Here is a 15,855-nt window from a genome sequence, read left to right on the forward strand (position 1 = left end):
GCATGCCAGAATTACAAACTGTTGACAGTTGTCAGTTCATGAACTGGGAGGAAGGCGGGAGATCGTGACCGACCACCGGCTATCCATGGTTCCGAGCAACCCCGAGGAGACTCCATGATCACCCCGGCGCGAACACTGCGTGCCCTCATCGGCTCACGGGATCGCCCACTGCTCCTGCCGGGCGTGGCGAACTCCCTGGCTGCGCGGGTGGTGGAGGAGGCGGGATTCGCCGCCGCCTACGTCACCGGCGCCGGCGTGACCAATACGTACCTCGGGATGCCCGACCACGGTCTGATCACACTCGACGAGCTGTGCGCGCACGTCGACGCGATCTGCGACGTCGTGGATATTCCGGTGATCGTGGACGCCGATACCGGGTTCGGGAACGCCCTCAACGTGCAGCGCACCATCCGCAAGCTCGAACGCGCCGGCGCTGCGGGTATCCAGATCGAGGATCAGGTGAGCCCCAAGAAATGCGGCCACTTCAACGGCAAGGAAGTCGTGGCAGCCGGCGAAATGGTCGGCAAGATCCACGCCGCCGTCGACGCCCGCCGCGATGACGACCTCGTTGTCGTCGCTCGCACCGACGCCCGCGCCATCGAAGGGCTGGAGGCGGCCTGCGATCGTGCTCTCGCCTACCTCGAGGCCGGCGCCGATCTGATCTTCGTCGAGGCACCGGAAAGCGTCGAGGAGATGCGCGAGATCACGCGCCGCGTGCCCGGGCTGCATATGGCGAATATGGTCGAGGGCGGCCGGACCCCGATCTTGTCCCGGCGCGAGCTGGGCGAACTCGGTTTCGCTGTCGCGCTCTACGCGAACGCCACGATGCGCGGGGCGGTGGTCGGTATGCGCGAAGTGCTCGGGCATCTCCACGAACACGGGGATACGCGTGCGGCTGCGGATTTGATGATCAGCTGGGAAGACCGGCAGGCGCTCGTGCGCAAACCGGAATTCGACCGGCTCGAACAGCGGTACGCGGCGACCGCGGAATGGAGGAACGTCCGATGAGCGACAGCGATATCCACGATCTGAGGCTGCGCGGCGGCCGGGTGTTCCAGCACGGTGCGGGCTTGCCGGACCTCGATATTCTGATCACGAACGGCACCATCAGTGGCCTCGTCGCACCGGGCACGCCGGTGCGCGCGGCCGAGGAATGCAATATCTCGGGCAAGGTCGTCCTGCCCGGCGGCATCGACCCGCACGTCCACCTGGGCAAGGACATCCGGGTCCCCCGCGACCCCGACGACGCGTCCCGCGAAACCGCGTCCGCGGCGGCGGGCGGCATCACCACGATGCTCGTCTATCTGATGAGCGCCGATCCCTATGAGGATGTGTTCGCCGCTTCCAATGCCGCGATGGCAGGCAATTCGCATACCGACTACGGCTTCCACTTCGTTCTCGGCACCGACGAACAGGTCGCGCAGATCCCGGCGTATGTCCGGGACCTGGGCGTGCCGAGTTTCAAGTTCTTCATGAACTTCCGCGGCGACGAAGGCAAGTACCTCGGCCTACCGGGCAACGACGACGCCTATATGTACGACCTGCTCGGGGCGGCCGCCGATGCGGGTGCCATGGTGAACCCGCACCCCGAAAACATCGAACTCGTGTGGAAACTGCGCGAGCAGCCCCGGGACGAGTCGATCCCTCCGCTCGAGGCCTGGTACCGCAGCCGGCCGCCGATCGTCGAGGCCGAGGCGGTGCAGCGGGTCGCGTACTTCGCCAGCGCCACCGGCGCCTCCGTCTACGCGGTACACACCAGCAGCCGGGCCGCGTTGAACGCCATGCAGTTGCAGCAATCGGCCTACCCTCATCTGTTCACCGAAACCTGTACCCAATACCTCACCCTGACCACCGATTCCGATTGCGGCACCTACGGCAAGGTCAATCCGCCGCTGCGGCACCGCGAAGACGTCGAGGCGCTGTGGGAAGGCCTGCGCTCGGGCGCGGTCGATACGGTCGGTTCCGACCACAATGCCCGCCACCGCACCGCTAAGGAGAAGGACATCTGGTCTGCTTCGGCAGGTTTTCCCGGTAGCGGTCTCGTGCTCCCGACGACTCTCGGCGAGGGGCTCCGCCGCGGGATCGACCTCGAGCGGCTCGTCGACGCCACGAGCACGCGGGCGGCGCAGCTGTTCGGGCTGTTCCCGCGCAAAGGAACCATCCGTGTCGGGTCCGACGCCGACCTCGCCGTCGTGGATCTCGACGCGACAACCGTCGTGCGCGCCGAGACCCAGTACTCCGCGGCCGAATACTCGCCGTGGGAAGGACACGAGATCCCGCTGCGCGTCGTGCACACGCTCGTGCGCGGCCACTTCGCACTACGCGACGGCGAGCTGTCCGACGACCCGGCCGGGAGCTACCTCGCCCGGCAACACGGCGGCGCCGCCGCCCTGGCACAAATACGGAAGGACATCGGATGACCGAGCACACCTGGACAGTGGGCGGCGCGGGGATCATCGACGACACCACACTGCGCCATTACGAACTCGCCGGCTTCGGCAAACCTGTCGGACTGGGATCACGGCCCGCGCTGCTGATCATCGATGTGCAGTACCGCACCGTCGGCACCACGCCTGCGCCGTTCGAGACGGCCGTACGCGAATTTCCGACCAGCTGCGGCGAAGTCGGCTGGCAGGCGGTCGCCCGGATCGCGCAGCTGGTCGACACCTTCCGCGCGAAGGGCTGGCCGATCCTGTACCCGCACGTGGCGCCGAAGAAGCCCTACGACGCGGGCAGGCTGGGCGCGAAAGTGCCCGGCATCATGGATATCCCGGCCGAGGGCTACGAGTTCGTCGCCGAGATCGCGCCCGTCGAGGGCGACGTGCTGGTCCCCAAACGTCATCCCAGCGCTTTCTTCGGCACGCCACTCACCAGCTATCTGGTCGAGGCCGGGGCGGATTCCCTGGTGGTCACCGGCGCCACCACATCGGGGTGCGTGCGATCGAGTGTCGCCGACGCGTTCTCCTACAACTTCCGGGTCAGCGTGCCCGCGGACGCGGTGTACGACCGCAGCCCTGTGGTGCACGAGGCCAATCTCTTCGATATGGCCCAGAAGTACGCGGATGTGACTACGACGGATTCGCTGCTGACTGCGCTGCGGGAACTTCCTGCCCGGCGCTGATCTCATCGGCACACAACACCGCCGAGGCGTTGTTCAGCGAGCTCACCAGATGCGCCTCGAGCAGGGCCGCGGCGTGGTCTCCGTCCCGTGACGACAGTGCCGCGACAATCGCGCGGTGCTCGTCGAGAGCGGTGCGCGCACGCCGCGGCTGGTGGGCCGAACGAGCGCGGGCAAGCTGGATCTTGCGGCCGACCTCGGTCAGCGCATTCAGCAGCGGCGGTTTCGCCGCCAACCCGGCCAGCTGCGCATGAAAGTCCTGATCGGCAGGATAGGTGGCGGCCGCGTCGTGGCGCATACTGGACTCCGTAGTGTCGAGCAGCTGGTTCAGCTCGTCGATGCGCTCCTGGGGGGTCTGCCGGGCGGCGAGCCGCACGGCATGCGTTTCGAGCGCGATGCGGAGTTCGTAGAACTCCGTGAGTTCGTTCGCCGAGAAGGACCGGACATAAGCACCGCGGTGGGTCACTGCCTCGACGAGTCCTTCACTGGCCAGGCGCTGGATCGCCTCGCGCAAGGGGCCGCGGCTGATACCGAGGGCCTGGGACAGCTGTACCTCGTTGAGGCGTTCGCCGGGCGCCAGTGTCCCGTCGAGGATCATATCTCGCAGCACCTCGAGGCTGCGGCCGGCGAAAGTCGCCACGCGGCCGAGTTTGGCGGGACGGATCTGCTCGCTCACCAGGGTCTCCTTACACGGCCTGTGCGCAGTGCCGTGCCGTCGGGGCTACTCACCAGATCGGCTGAAACTCTCGACAGCCTGAGAGTAGCGATAGTCGATTCCTATATTAGCCAGCTGCCCGAAGATAGAAAACTGTTGACAGTTGGCAGTGTGTATCGCAGAGTAAGGCATCACGGAGCCGGTCGGGCACCGGCGACCAGAAGCAGGAGGTCCTCACGGTGGAGGCTAACGCAAACGCCGCAGGCACGGACGTAGACGCCCGGCCCATACCGGTCCCCCGCCGCGAATCGGCCGCCGCGGAAAACGCCACTCCGGTTGCCCCGCAATCGATCGACCCGAAAGTGGTACCCGCCGGACTCATCGGCTCGATCGTCGAGTACTACGACTTCGGGATCTACGGATATCTGGCCACGGTCCTCTCGGTGGTTTTCTTCGCCAGCGAAACGGACCCGACAGGTGCCCTGCTGGCAACGTTCGCGACCTTCGCCGCTGCCTTCGTCCTGCGCCCCCTCGGCGGATTGATCTTCGGGCATCTCGGCGACCGATTCGGCCGATCACGCGTTCTTGCCGCGACCATCCTGTCGATGTGCGTCGCCACCGTGGCGATCGGTGTGCTGCCCACCTATGCCGCGATCGGGGTGAGCGCGGCATTCCTCCTGGTAGTGGCGCGTTGCGTCCAGGGCATCGCCTCCGGCGGCGAAGTCGGCGGAGCTGCGGCCTACGTGGCGGAGAAATCACCGCCCGCGCGGCGCGGATTCCTGTGCTCCACTGTGCAACTCGGTGCGCTCATGGGGGCGTTGCTGGCCTCCGTGGCGGTGACGATCCTGACATCGGTACTGACCCATGAACAGTTGGTGGATTGGGGCTGGCGGGTACCGTTCCTGCTGAGCCTGCCGCTGGGGCTGGTGGGCCTGTGGATCCGATACCGGCTCGAAGATTCCGTGGCGGACAACGACCTCTCCTCCGGCGGTGGCCTCGCCTCGGCACCGGCCGCCGAACTCGTGCGCACACACCTCCCCGGCCTGCTGCGCACACTCGGATTGTCCACTCTGCTCTTCGCCGGCTACTACGTGGTCTACGTCTATGCCTCCACGCACCTGCAGCACACCGGCGGTTTCTCCACGACGGCCGCATTCTGGTCCACCACTACGACGCTGACGGTGTCGTGCCTGGCGATGCCGTTGTTCGGCCACCTCGCCGACAAGTGGGGACGGAAACCACTGTTGTTCGGCGCCGCAGTGGCCTTCGGAGTTCTGGCGGTGCCCTGCTTCGCATTGATGAACGCCGGCGACTACGGGACGGCGATACTCGCCCACGTGGTTCTGGGACTACCGGAATCCGCGCTGATGGGGGTCGTTTTCGCGACGTTCGCCGAGATGTTCCCCGCCCGCGTCCGCTACACCGGTATCGCGCTCGGGTTCAACCTCGCGAGTATGGCGGTGGGCGGCACCGCGCCGCTGATCTGTCTGTGGCTGCTCGATATCACCGGCAACACGCTGGCACCGGCCTGGTTCCTCGTGGCGACCGCCGTGATAAGCGCGGGCACTGCACTGACCTTGACCGAGACGCGCGACACCGCGCTGCGCGTCAGCTGAGCAGAGAGGACGCCGTGACAGAGCCCGAGCAGAACGAAGTGGACGTCGACGTCGTAGTGGTAGGAGCCGGTGGTGCCGGTCTCGCCGCCGCACTGGCGGCAACCGACGGCGGCGCGACCGCCGTCGTACTGGAGAAAGAAGACCGGCCCGGCGGAAACACCGCCGCCTCGACAGGTTCGGTCCCCGGAGCCGGCAGCCGCTGGCAAACCGAGGCCGGTATCGATGATTCGGCCGAGCGGCTCGCGACCGACCTGCTGCGCCAGTCCGGCCCGCACGAGGCGGAGGACCTCGTGCGGATCCTCGCGACCGCGAGCGCGCCCCTGGTCGAGTGGCTGGTGGATACGCATCGGATCGACCTGCGGCTGATCACGGACTACAAGCATGTCGGCCACAGTGTCCCGCGATTGCACGCGCCGCCCTCACGCAAAGGCCACGCCTTGATCGCCGATCTGCTGCGCGCCGCCAAGGCCGCCGACGTCGAGGTGCTCACGCACAGTCCGGTGGAACGATTGATCGTCGAGGACGGCACCGTCCGCGGCGTGGTCGTATCCGGTCCCCGCTCGGGCACCTACGAATTACGCAGCCACGCAGTGGTTTTGGCGGCCAACGGTTTCGGCGCCGATCCGGCGATGATCGCCCGGTTCGCCCCGCAGGCCCGCGGGCTCGAATACCTCGGCGCGCAGGGCAGTACGGGGGAGGCCGTGCGATGGCTACTCGACCTCGGCGCGACCATGGCGAACAGCTCCGCCTTCCAGGGCTACGCCGCGGTCGCGAACCCGCACGGCTCGATCACCTCCTGGACGACGGTAGAGCACGGCGGCATCCTCGTCGACGCCCGCGGTGCACGTATCGGCGACGAATCGATCGGATATTCGGGATTCGTCTCCGAGGTCTCGCGAGTACCCGGACCGGTACATGTCCTCTTCGATACGAGGATCCGCGATTCGGTTGCCGCCCACGAGGAAGAATTCGCCGATCTGGTCGCCGCCGGCGGAGTGAAGGAAGCGGCCGATCTGCCCGCACTCGCCACGGCGATCGGCGTGGATGTCAACGAACTGACGCGCACCCTCGAGACGGCATATGCCGCGGCGGCCGGCTCGGCACCCGATCCCACCGGCCGTCGCGAATGGGGCTGGGGGCCGTTGCAGCCGCCGTACGCCGCCGTACGGGCGATCCCCGCGCTTTTCCACACCCAGGGCGGAGTGCAGGTAGACGCGCACGCGCGCGTTCTCGGTGCCGCAGGCCCGATTCCCGGTGTGTACGCGACCGGTGGAGTCGCCGCCGGAGTGAGCGGCCGCGACGGGGGAGCCGGTTACTCCTCCGGAAACGGACTACTCGCCGCGCTAGGCCTCGGCATGCTCGCGGGCCGGCATGCCGCCGCATCCCGCGCCTGAACTCGTCGAACAATCAGGAGCCAATCCGTGTCCTCTTCACCCCCGGCTCGCGCCGGTCAGTCGCGCCGCGCCGCAATCGGCAGCTTCGTCGGCACAACTTTCGAATGGTACGACTTCTTCATCTACGGCACGATGGCTTCGCTGGTGTTCGGGCAGGTGTTCTTTCCGACCCAGGACGGGGTGGTCGGCACCCTGGCGGCCTTCGCTACCTTCGCCGTCGGTTTCCTTGCCAGGCCGTTCGGCAGTATCCTCTTCGGGCACTACGGTGACCGGCTCGGACGGCGAAACGTCCTGATCGTCACGCTGCTGATCATGGGCAGCGCGACGGTCCTCATCGGATGTATTCCCTCCTACGACGCAATCGGTGTCTGGGCGCCGGGCCTGCTCATCGTGTGCCGGATCGCTCAAGGGGTGGCGCTCGGCGGCGAATGGGGTGGCGCCGCGCTGCTCTCGGTGGAGAACGCCCCCACCGACCGGCGCGGGTTGTTCGGTTCGTCGACGCAGGTCGGCTCGCCGGCCGGGCTGCTACTGGCCAGTCTGGTCATTTCGGCGTCTGCGGCCGTCAGCGGTGACCAATTCGAGCAGTGGGGCTGGCGGATCCCTTTCCTCGGGAGCGCGATCATCGTGGTGGTCGGCCTCGCGATCCGCCGGGGTCTCGCCGAATCGCAGGACTTCGCCGAAACCGTGCACACCGAAGGCGTGGCGGCCGTCCCGGTGGTGCAGGTGCTGCGCGAGGACTGGCGCACGGTGCTCATCGCCGCGGGTCTGGGCGCCGCGAACAACGCGCTCTACTACACCGTGGCCACCTACACGCTGGCCTATGTCACCGGCACACTCGGTATGCCCAAGGGCGAGACGATCAACCATCTGACCATCGTGTCGGTCTGCTACCTCCTGTCCATCCCGCTGTTCGGATGGCTCTCCGACAAGGTCGGCCTGCGGCGCCAGGTCGCAGTGGCGGCACTGGCCGCAGCGGCGTTCATATTCCCGTACTTCGCCATGATCGACACCGGAAACGGCTGGGTCATCCTGCTCGGCATGATCCTCGGCCTGGCGGTCATCCAATCCGCCGCCTATGCACCGCAGCCCGCCGTCTACTGCGAACTGTTCCCGGCCAGAACACGCTATACGGGCGCATCCTTGAGTTACGCGCTGCCGACCACACTCGTCGGCGGTACGGCACCGTTCATCGCGACCTGGTTGTTCAGCACCACCGGGAGCAACAGTGCCATGGCCTGGTACGTGATCGCCTTGTCCTTACTCGCCGCCGGATGCGCGGAGCTCGCTCACCGCCGGCACACCACATCGATACGTGCCGCCGGGTCGGCAGCGGAGGTGCAGAATGCCTGATATACACACGCTCCTGACCTGGGCAGCAGAATCCGCCGAGCCGCCCGAGCCCGTGCTCCGGACGACACTGACGATCGTCTGCGACGACCTCGCGGCCATGATCGGCGCCCACACCGAACCGGAGGTTCGTTTCGTCTCGGCGCACGCATGCGGTCCGAATGAGGCGACAGTCGTGGGTGTTCCGGGCAAGCGGGTCGAACGCCGGGCCGCCGCACTGGCGAACGCGGTCGCAGCGAACTGGATCGAACTCGACGGCGGCTACCGGCCTGCGACATGCCACGGTTCGCTGTACACGCTGCCGGCCGCGCTCGCCGAGGTCGAAACGGGCGGTGGCACACTGCGCGACCTGCTGAGCTCGGTGGCGATCGGCTACGAGGTGGTCGCGCGGATCGCCCGTGCCTACCGACCGCCGCTACCACTCGCGCTCCATCCCCACGCAACACTGTCGCCGATCGGCGCGGCAGCCGCGATCGCCGCCGCGCGCCGGTTGCCCACGCACCAGTTCACCCACGCCGTCCTCGGCGCCGCCTCGATGTCGCTCACCGGCCCGTTCGGGCACGCGACCGAAGGTGCCACCGTCCGCAACGCGTGGGCGGGAGCCGGGGCTCAGCTCGGTTTCACCGCAGCGGATATCGCCGTTGCCGGGCTCACTGCGAGCTCGGGTGTGCTCGGGGAAGTGTTCGCCCGCGTGGGCGGCGCAGACCGCAACCTCGCTGAGCTGACCGGCGGACTCGGGGAACGGTACGCGGTTCAGGACGGCTACCAGAAGCCCTACGCCTGCTGCCAATACCTGCATTCCAGCGTCGAAGCGGCCGCACGCGTCGCACCGGAGGTAGAGCCCGCGGCGATCTCGGCCATCGCCGTCCGGGCGCACCCGCTCGCCGCCGCACTCGACGAGCCGGCTCCCGACACCGGGCTCGCCGGACGGTTCTCGCTGCCGCATGCCGTCGCGACCGTCCTGTCGGCACGCGATACTTCCGCGCGGACTTTCGCGGCTGCGTCCTTGCTCGATCCGCAGGTGGCGCGCTTGCGGTCCCTGGTGACGATCGAAGAATGGACCGATCCCCCGCCGCCACCGCACGACCGCCCTGCGCGGGTGCGGGTCACGCTCGCCGACGGCCGCGTCGTCGAAGAAACCGTACTGTCCGCGGCCGGCGGGCCGGATCGTCCACTGACCCGGGATCAACTCCTGGACAAGTACGAAACCCTCACCGCGGAACTCCGGCCCGGATTCACCGATCGGGTCCGGGCACTGACCGATCCGGGCCGCCCGATCGATCTCGATCGGGCGCTGGGCCCGCTGCTCGACGAGGTTCTGCGATGACGGCTGCCGAACATCTCGTCGACGGCGTTCTCGGCCTGCCGAAGGTATTGCCCGCCGAGATCGACCGGATCGCCCGCCTGCACCTGCTCGATGCCGTCGGAGTCGGCGTCGCAGCGGCCGCGCGCGGCCCGGCCCGTACGCTCGCCGCCGCGCCGCGCGCCACCGGCCCGTGCACCGTGCTGGGAACAGGAACCGGAACCGGCCCGCTGGAAGCCGCGCTCGTCAACGGAACGCTCATCCATTCGCTCGAGTACGACGACACCCACACGGGATCGGTCATGCACGGCAGCAGTGTTCTCGCGCCGGCAGTCCTCGCCGCCGCCGAGAACCACGGCGGTACCGGCTCCGAAGTGATCCGGAGTTTCGCGATGGGCTGGGAGATCCTCATCCGTCTCGGACTGGCGGCGCCCAGTGGTTTCCAGCGTGCCGGTTTCCAGGGCACGTCGGCGGCCGGCCCTCTGGCCGGCGCGCTGGCCGTCGGGTTGTTGCACCGATTCGACCGCGCACAGTTGATCGACGTGGTCGCGGTTGCCGCGAGCTTCTCGGCGGGGAACTTCACCTTTCTGAGTCGCGGTGCGACGAGCAAGGCGGCGCAGGCCGGTGCAGGCGCACAAGCCGCCCTGTCGGCCGTCGACCTCGTCGAAGGTGGAATAACGGGAGCCGCAGATGTTTTCGAAGGCGACCGTGGTTTCTTCGGCCTCTACGCCCGGGATCCCGCGGCGGCCGACCGGCTGCGAATACTCTCGGACGATCTCGGCTCCCGGTGGCATTTGCCGGAGGCCGCCTTCAAGGGGTTGCCGTGCTGTCATTTCCTGCACCCGTTCGTCGAGGCGGTCGCCACCCTGGACCGCGCGCCGGAGCGGATCCTGTGCCGCGTGCCGGTCGGGCAGGAGCAGATCATCGCCGTCCCGTGGTCGCGCAAGCAGCGTCCCCTCCGGGCCGACGAAGCGCGCTGGAGCCTGCCGTACGTACTGGCCCTGCAGGTGGTACGCGGTGGTGTGACTCTGGACGACTTCGCCGGCGAGCCGGATCCGGCAGTACTCGCGATGGCAGCCCGTATCGCGTGGGAACCGTGGCAGGGTTCGGGATACCCGGCGGTCTTCCCGGCCACGGTCGAGGCCGAATTCGCCGACGGTTCGAGCCGGACGGTCCGGATAGACGATGTGGACGGCGGGGCCCGTCGTCCCTGGGGTACCTCGCGTGTGATCGGGAAGTTCCGGGACAACTGCGCCCGCGCCGGCGTCGCACCGGGTGTCGCAGACGAAGTCGCCCGGGCCTTGCTCGAGACACCGTCGCCGGAGATTTCGGCGCTGCGTTCACTGGTGCACGCTGTCTAGCCGCCAGGGGCCGCACCCGGCCGCTGCACGACCGCCGCGGAACGCGACTCCGCCGTCAGCACATCGAGCAGTTCCTGTTCCAGTGCGGCGAATTCCGGCGCCGTGATCATGGATAGTGTGCGCGGCCGCGGAAGGTCCACGCGCACCTCGCGGCACACCGTGGCCGGGCGGGCCGACAGCACGACGACGCGGTCCGACAGGTACACCGCCTCGCGGATATCGTGGGTGATCATCAGTACCATCCATCGATAACGCTGCCAGACGTCCTGTAACCAGGCTTGCATCTCGGTGCGGGTCAGCGAATCGAGTGCACCGAAAGGCTCGTCCAGGAGCAGTAGTTCGCGGTCCTGGACAACGGTGCGCAACAGCGCCGCACGCTGCCGCATACCGCCGGACAGCTGGGACGGCCGGGCATCTTCGAATCCGGACAGTCCGAAGGCATCGAACAGTTCGAGGGCCCGGCGCCGCGCCTCGGCTTTCGCGATACCGTGCACCTGGAGTCCGAGAACGGTGTTGTCGAGAACGGTTCGCCACGGAAAGAGCAGGTCCTTCTGCGGCATATACGCGCAGTGCGCGGCCGCGGGCCGGGTCTCGTCACCGAAGCCGATCCGGCCCGAATCCGGAGTTTCCAGCCCGGCCAGCGTATTGAACAGCGTGCTCTTGCCGCACCCGCTCGGACCGATGACGGAAACGAACTCGCCGGGCTGCGCGGTGAACGACACACCGGCCAGAACCTGCCGGTACCCGTGCCGCCGGCCCGGCAGCGCAAACGATTTGCCGAGGGAATCGACGACGAGTCGATTACCGTGCGGGTCGGTCACGGCCGCTCCTGTCCTCTGTCCGCGACCACGGCGCGACGATCCGCTCGACCGCGAATGTCAGCAGGTACAGCGCGATGCTGATGAGCGCTGTCACGAACACGGCCGCCAGCACCAGGTCGGTGCGGAACGAGTTCTTCTGCAGGCTCATGTAGATCCCGAGCCCTTGGCGCGCCCCGACGTATTCGGCGAACACCGCGCCCACCACCGCGTAGGTGATGCCGATGCGCAGCGCCGTGAAGAACCGGGGTATCGCCGACGGCAGGCGCACATAGCGGAAGACCTGAGCGCGTGACGCACCCATACTGCGCAACAGTGCGCCCGCATCCCGGTCGGCCGCGGCGAATCCCTCGATCAGGCCGATGGCCATCGGGAAGAAGGTGACCAGCGCGACGACGAGAACCTTCGGTAGCAACCCGAAACCGAACCAGATGACCATCAGCGGCGCGATCGCGATGATCGGCAGAGTCTGTGAGGCCACGAACAGCGGGACGAATGCGCGGCGTAGCCAGGGTGAGAAATCGACCACGACAGCCAGCACCCAGGCCAGGCTCAGCGATAACGCGAAACCGGTGGCGGTCACCTGCAGGGTGGCGCCGGCATGGACGGTTATTTCGTCGCGGTGTGCCCACCCCTGTTCCAGCACACGTAGAGGTGACGGGAGCAGTTGCGGACGAATACCGCTGATCTCGACGTACACCTGCCAGGCGGCGATCAGAAGCACCACTGTCGCAAGTGCCGGCACCAGTCGGCCGAGCGCCGAGAACCCGGAACCGGTTACCGACGGCGGGGTGGGGGACGCCGGGTTGCCGGGCGCCGCGGCGCTATGGGGAGGCGAGATACTCATCGGTGAAATACGTCGACCAGTCGGGTTCCTCGGCCAAGGGGGCACCATCCGGCCCGGTGAGCAGGCCCTTGTCGAACAGGAAACCGGAGTTCGCGGCCCACTGCTCGCGGGTCTGGGTGCCCACCCGGCCTCCTGGGCCTTTCATGAACTGTTCGGCCAGCATGCGCTGACTCTCGAACACCAGCGATTCGTCGGGGAAGGCACCGGGCTCGGCGTCGAGCAGGTCCTGGGCGGCGGCTGCCGGTTCGTCGGCGGCGAACTGGTACCCGCGTTGCAGTGCCTGGACGAATTTCGCCGCGCGATCGGGATTCGCCGTCAGCCAATCCTGGTTCGCGTCGATCACGATCGCGTACGCGTCGGGGAAACCGAAATCGGTGTAGCGGAAGTACTTCATGGGAGTGCCGTGGTGTTCGGCCTCGATCCCCTCCCAGCCGAGGTAGGAGACGGTGAAATCCGCTTGTCCGGAGTAGACCGCCTCGTACGCCGAGGTCCCCAGGGTGACCGATTCGAATTCGCCGGTACCACCGTCGTTGCGGATCACCTGCTGCAGCGCTTCCACCTCGCCCGGATCACCGAAACCGGCGTAGGTCTTGCCGTCCAGATCCTTCGGGGATTCGATATCCGCACGGTCGGCTTTGACCCCGATACCGGTCGCCCAGTGTTGCAGTGGCGCGAGCACCGAGATCGTATGCCCGCCGGATGCCCGGGAGAAGGTGGACGAATTATGGGTACTGATACCGAATTCGGCGTTACCGGCGTCGATGACCGTATCGACGGCGGTGTTGTTGTACGGCAGGATCTCCACATCCAGGCCGGCCTCGGCGAACCAGCCCCGTTGCTGTGCCACGAACAGCCCGGTGTGGTTGGTGTTCGGCGTCCAGTCCAGGGCGAAGCGGATCGTCCCGTCGTCGGTTCCCGCGGTGCAGGCGGTGACCGCGGACAGCGCTACCAGCGCGGCGGCGGCCGTGGCCAGAATCCGGCGTAGGCGGCCGCTCACGGGGCGGGCCACGGCTGCGGATGCAGGGCGGTATCCCAGAACATCAGCTCGTACCGGGTGGCGACGGTGAACGCCGCCAGCATGGCCGCGCGCTCCCGCTCGCCGGCGATCTCCGCCGCGGCGTCGACCATGGTCCGGGCCGCGGCCGCCGATTCCTGGAACTCCGCATCGCCGTAGGTGGCCACCCATCGCGCGTAGGGGTGATCGGGATCGGCGGCGAGGACAGCGGCCGCACGTACTGCCAGATCCCGGCCCACCTCGGCGTATATCCAGAAACACGGCAACGCCGCCGCGGCGCCCACGGCGTAGGACTCGGTGGCGGCGGTCGCGATCAGATAGGAGACGTAGCCGAGGCAGGCGGCCGAATGCTCCGGCTCCCCCTCACGTGCGGGCAGCTTCCCACCGCCGAGCAGTTCGTCGTGCAGGGCGGATTCGACCGACACCGCCGACGCGGCCGAATTCGCCCAGAAACGCGCGGCCGCGGCGTCGGGCGCCTTGGACGAGAGGATGGCCAGCACCTTCGAATACCCGGCCAGGTACAGCGAATCCTGCTCGATATAGGTGCGGAAGACCTCGGGCGGCAAGGTGCCGGCACCGAGCAACCGGAGGAACTCGAGATCGTCGATGGCGCCGCGCAGCGCCTTCGTCCGGTCCCAGAGATGATCGGTGAAACGGCCGGTTTCCATGGTGTGCGCGGACAACGCCAAGACATCCCTTCGTCAGCATTACCTGGACAGGTTCTCGGGTGTGATCTCAGCCCCGCACCGTGCGGAGCACCCCGTGTCAGAACGAATCCGACCATACCAGTGGCGCGTCGCAAGACAAGTGGTCCGGTGGCCGGGATAATGCGCGCCACCGCGCTCTCTCACTGCCGGCAACGGGCGGAGCGTGGCCCGTCGCCGGCGCGCGCACGCTCGGTGAACTGCTGGTTCAGCTGTCGCCGAGTATCTGAACCGGACCGTTCCCGGTGCTCGAACGACCGCGCCGCCATCCCAGACCGACCTGCCACCGGGTTCGGTAGTCACGGCGAAACCCGATCACGCTGCGGGACCACCGCCATCCGAAGTCGGACAACGGCGGGCGACGCACCGGTGGACGCCCGGACCTGTGGTGGCCCGGCCGATCGTATTCGCTACCGATCGACTCCGTCCGCGGCGAGTAGCGCCGACCGCCGGGCGGGCCGGCCGGTTTCAGGCGGAGACCACCGACGCCGCCATCCCCTGGCCTCCGCCGATACACATCGTGAGCAGCGCTCGGCCGCCGCCGCGGCGGCCGAGTTCGTGCAGCGCCGTGGTCAGCATGCGCACCCCCGTGGCACCGATGGGATGACCGAGCGAAATCCCGGAACCGTTGACATTCAACCTGTCCCGATCGTCCCACCCCCATCCTCGGAGGACCCCGAGGACCTGGCAGGCGAAGGCTTCGTTGAGTTCGACCAGGTCGTAGGCGGCGAAGCCACGCCCGGTGCGGGCGAACAGCTTCTCCACGGCCGCGACCGGTCCCAGACCCATCAGCGCAGGATCGCAGCCGGCCGCCGTCCAGCCTTCGAGGAAGCCGATCGGCTCGAGACCGAGTTCGTCGAGGCGGTCTTCGGCGACGACGAGGACCGCCGCGGCGGCGTCGTTCTGCTGGCTTGCGTTACCCGCGGTCACCACACCGCCGGGCTGGATCGACCGTAGCTCGCCGAGCGAATCAGCGCTGGTCTCGGGCCGGATCCCCTCGTCCCGGGCGAATACCGTCATCGCCCCCTTGCGGTCGGTGACCTCGACCGATACCACTTCGGCGTCGAAGCGCCCGGCCTCCCAGGCCGCGTGGGCGCGCTGATGGCTTTCCGCGGCGAGCCGATCGGATTCCGCCCGGGTGATCCCGTACTTCGCCGCGACGTTCTCGGCGGTTTCGATCATCCCGCTGATCCGGCCGAATCGCCATTCCGGCTGGGATCGTTCGCGACCACGGTCGAGCCGGTCGAACAGCTGGAGTCCACCGGATTTGGCGCCCCAGCGCGCGCCGGTCGTGTAGTGCTCGATGGTGCTCATCGATTCCACACCGCCGGCGAGTACGACCTCCGCGGCACCGGTTTGCACCATCATCGCGGCGGTCACCAATGCCTGGAGGCCGGTGCCGCAGCGGCGGTCGGTCTGCAATCCGGCGACCGAGATCGGCAGTCCGGCGTCGAGGGCGGCCCAGCGGCCGATACACGGGGCTTCCGAGTTCGCATACGACTGGCCCAGGGCGACATCGTCGATACGGTCGGGGTCGATTCCGGATCGCGCGACGGTTTCCTTGATGACGGTGGTCGCCAAGGCTACGGCCGGCACATCTTTCAACGCTCCGCCGAAGCGGCCCACGGGGGTACGGACGGGCGCCACCAATGCTGCGCGTGTCATGGGGAATTCGCT

General features: G+C 67.8%; 14 protein-coding genes. 8 read left to right on the forward strand and 6 right to left on the reverse strand.

Going from position 1 to position 15,855, the window contains the following annotated elements; all coding sequences use genetic code 11:
• Window positions 1-114 precede the first annotated feature (114 nt).
• Genes NFL01S_RS02590 through NFL01S_RS02600 form a run of 3 tightly spaced genes read left to right on the forward strand, consistent with a single transcriptional unit; the run spans window position 115 to window position 3,121 of the window.
• On the forward strand, window positions 115-1,008 hold the full coding sequence (locus NFL01S_RS02590) for an isocitrate lyase/PEP mutase family protein (RefSeq protein ID WP_062970973.1): 894 nt from the start codon (window positions 115-117) through the stop codon (window positions 1,006-1,008).
• Complete coding sequence (locus NFL01S_RS02595) at window positions 1,005-2,420, forward strand: dihydroorotase (RefSeq protein ID WP_168433851.1); 1,416 nt, start codon at window positions 1,005-1,007, stop codon at window positions 2,418-2,420. The genes NFL01S_RS02590 and NFL01S_RS02595 overlap by 4 nt, the downstream gene beginning before the upstream one ends.
• The gene (locus tag NFL01S_RS02600; RefSeq protein WP_084492338.1) at window positions 2,417-3,121 is read left to right on the forward strand and encodes an isochorismatase family protein; all 705 of its coding nucleotides are present in this window, start codon (window positions 2,417-2,419) and stop codon (window positions 3,119-3,121) included. Before NFL01S_RS02595 ends, NFL01S_RS02600 begins: the two co-directional genes overlap by 4 nt.
• Here the strand turns inward: NFL01S_RS02600 and NFL01S_RS02605 are convergent.
• Complete coding sequence (locus tag NFL01S_RS02605; RefSeq protein ID WP_062970976.1) at window positions 3,069-3,794, reverse strand: GntR family transcriptional regulator; 726 nt, start codon at window positions 3,792-3,794, stop codon at window positions 3,069-3,071. The two genes, NFL01S_RS02600 and NFL01S_RS02605, sit on opposite strands and share 53 nt — an antisense overlap.
• A gap of 218 nt (window positions 3,795-4,012) precedes the next feature.
• Between NFL01S_RS02605 and NFL01S_RS02610 the strand changes: the two genes are divergently transcribed.
• Genes NFL01S_RS02610 through NFL01S_RS02630 form a run of 5 tightly spaced genes read left to right on the forward strand, consistent with a single transcriptional unit; the run spans window position 4,013 to window position 10,794 of the window.
• Window positions 4,013-5,389: an MFS transporter gene (locus NFL01S_RS02610; protein ID WP_245670479.1), complete on the forward strand. Its 1,377-nt coding sequence runs from the start codon at window positions 4,013-4,015 to the stop codon at window positions 5,387-5,389.
• Window positions 5,390-5,403: 14 nt separating this feature from the next.
• Entirely contained in the window at window positions 5,404-6,783 is a 1,380-nt protein-coding gene (locus NFL01S_RS02615) for an FAD-dependent oxidoreductase (protein ID WP_063915800.1), read from the forward strand.
• A 27-nt stretch (window positions 6,784-6,810) separates the two neighbouring features.
• Window positions 6,811-8,133, forward strand: coding sequence for an MFS transporter (locus tag NFL01S_RS02620; protein WP_062970981.1), 1,323 nt, complete (start codon window positions 6,811-6,813; stop codon window positions 8,131-8,133).
• Window positions 8,126-9,457, forward strand: a complete 1,332-nt coding sequence (locus NFL01S_RS02625; protein ID WP_062970983.1) for an MmgE/PrpD family protein — start codon at window positions 8,126-8,128, stop codon at window positions 9,455-9,457. Before NFL01S_RS02620 ends, NFL01S_RS02625 begins: the two co-directional genes overlap by 8 nt.
• Window positions 9,454-10,794 (forward strand): MmgE/PrpD family protein, encoded by a 1,341-nt coding sequence (locus NFL01S_RS02630; protein ID WP_062970985.1) that lies wholly within the window; start codon window positions 9,454-9,456, stop codon window positions 10,792-10,794. The genes NFL01S_RS02625 and NFL01S_RS02630 overlap by 4 nt, the downstream gene beginning before the upstream one ends.
• On the opposite strand, the gene NFL01S_RS02635 is transcribed toward NFL01S_RS02630, so the two are convergent.
• The 5 genes from NFL01S_RS02635 to NFL01S_RS02655 form a co-directional block, all read right to left on the reverse strand.
• The gene (locus NFL01S_RS02635; protein ID WP_062970988.1) at window positions 10,791-11,615 is read right to left on the reverse strand and encodes an ABC transporter ATP-binding protein; all 825 of its coding nucleotides are present in this window, start codon (window positions 11,613-11,615) and stop codon (window positions 10,791-10,793) included. The two genes, NFL01S_RS02630 and NFL01S_RS02635, sit on opposite strands and share 4 nt — an antisense overlap.
• On the reverse strand, window positions 11,596-12,459 hold the full coding sequence (locus NFL01S_RS02640) for an ABC transporter permease (protein WP_062970990.1): 864 nt from the start codon (window positions 12,457-12,459) through the stop codon (window positions 11,596-11,598). Before NFL01S_RS02640 ends, NFL01S_RS02635 begins: the two co-directional genes overlap by 20 nt.
• On the reverse strand, window positions 12,437-13,456 hold the full coding sequence (locus NFL01S_RS02645) for an ABC transporter substrate-binding protein (RefSeq protein ID WP_174555627.1): 1,020 nt from the start codon (window positions 13,454-13,456) through the stop codon (window positions 12,437-12,439). The genes NFL01S_RS02640 and NFL01S_RS02645 overlap by 23 nt, the downstream gene beginning before the upstream one ends.
• On the reverse strand, window positions 13,453-14,142 hold the full coding sequence (locus NFL01S_RS02650; protein WP_062971368.1) for a TenA family protein: 690 nt from the start codon (window positions 14,140-14,142) through the stop codon (window positions 13,453-13,455). Before NFL01S_RS02650 ends, NFL01S_RS02645 begins: the two co-directional genes overlap by 4 nt.
• Window positions 14,143-14,646: 504 nt before the next feature.
• Entirely contained in the window at window positions 14,647-15,843 is a 1,197-nt protein-coding gene (locus tag NFL01S_RS02655) for an acetyl-CoA C-acetyltransferase (protein ID WP_062970994.1), read from the reverse strand.
• Between the last annotated feature and the right edge of the window lie 12 nt (window positions 15,844-15,855).

The sequence above is a fragment of the Nocardia flavorosea NBRC 108225 genome, assembly GCF_001613385.1.
GTDB classification, from domain to species: domain Bacteria; phylum Actinomycetota; class Actinomycetes; order Mycobacteriales; family Mycobacteriaceae; genus Nocardia; species Nocardia flavorosea.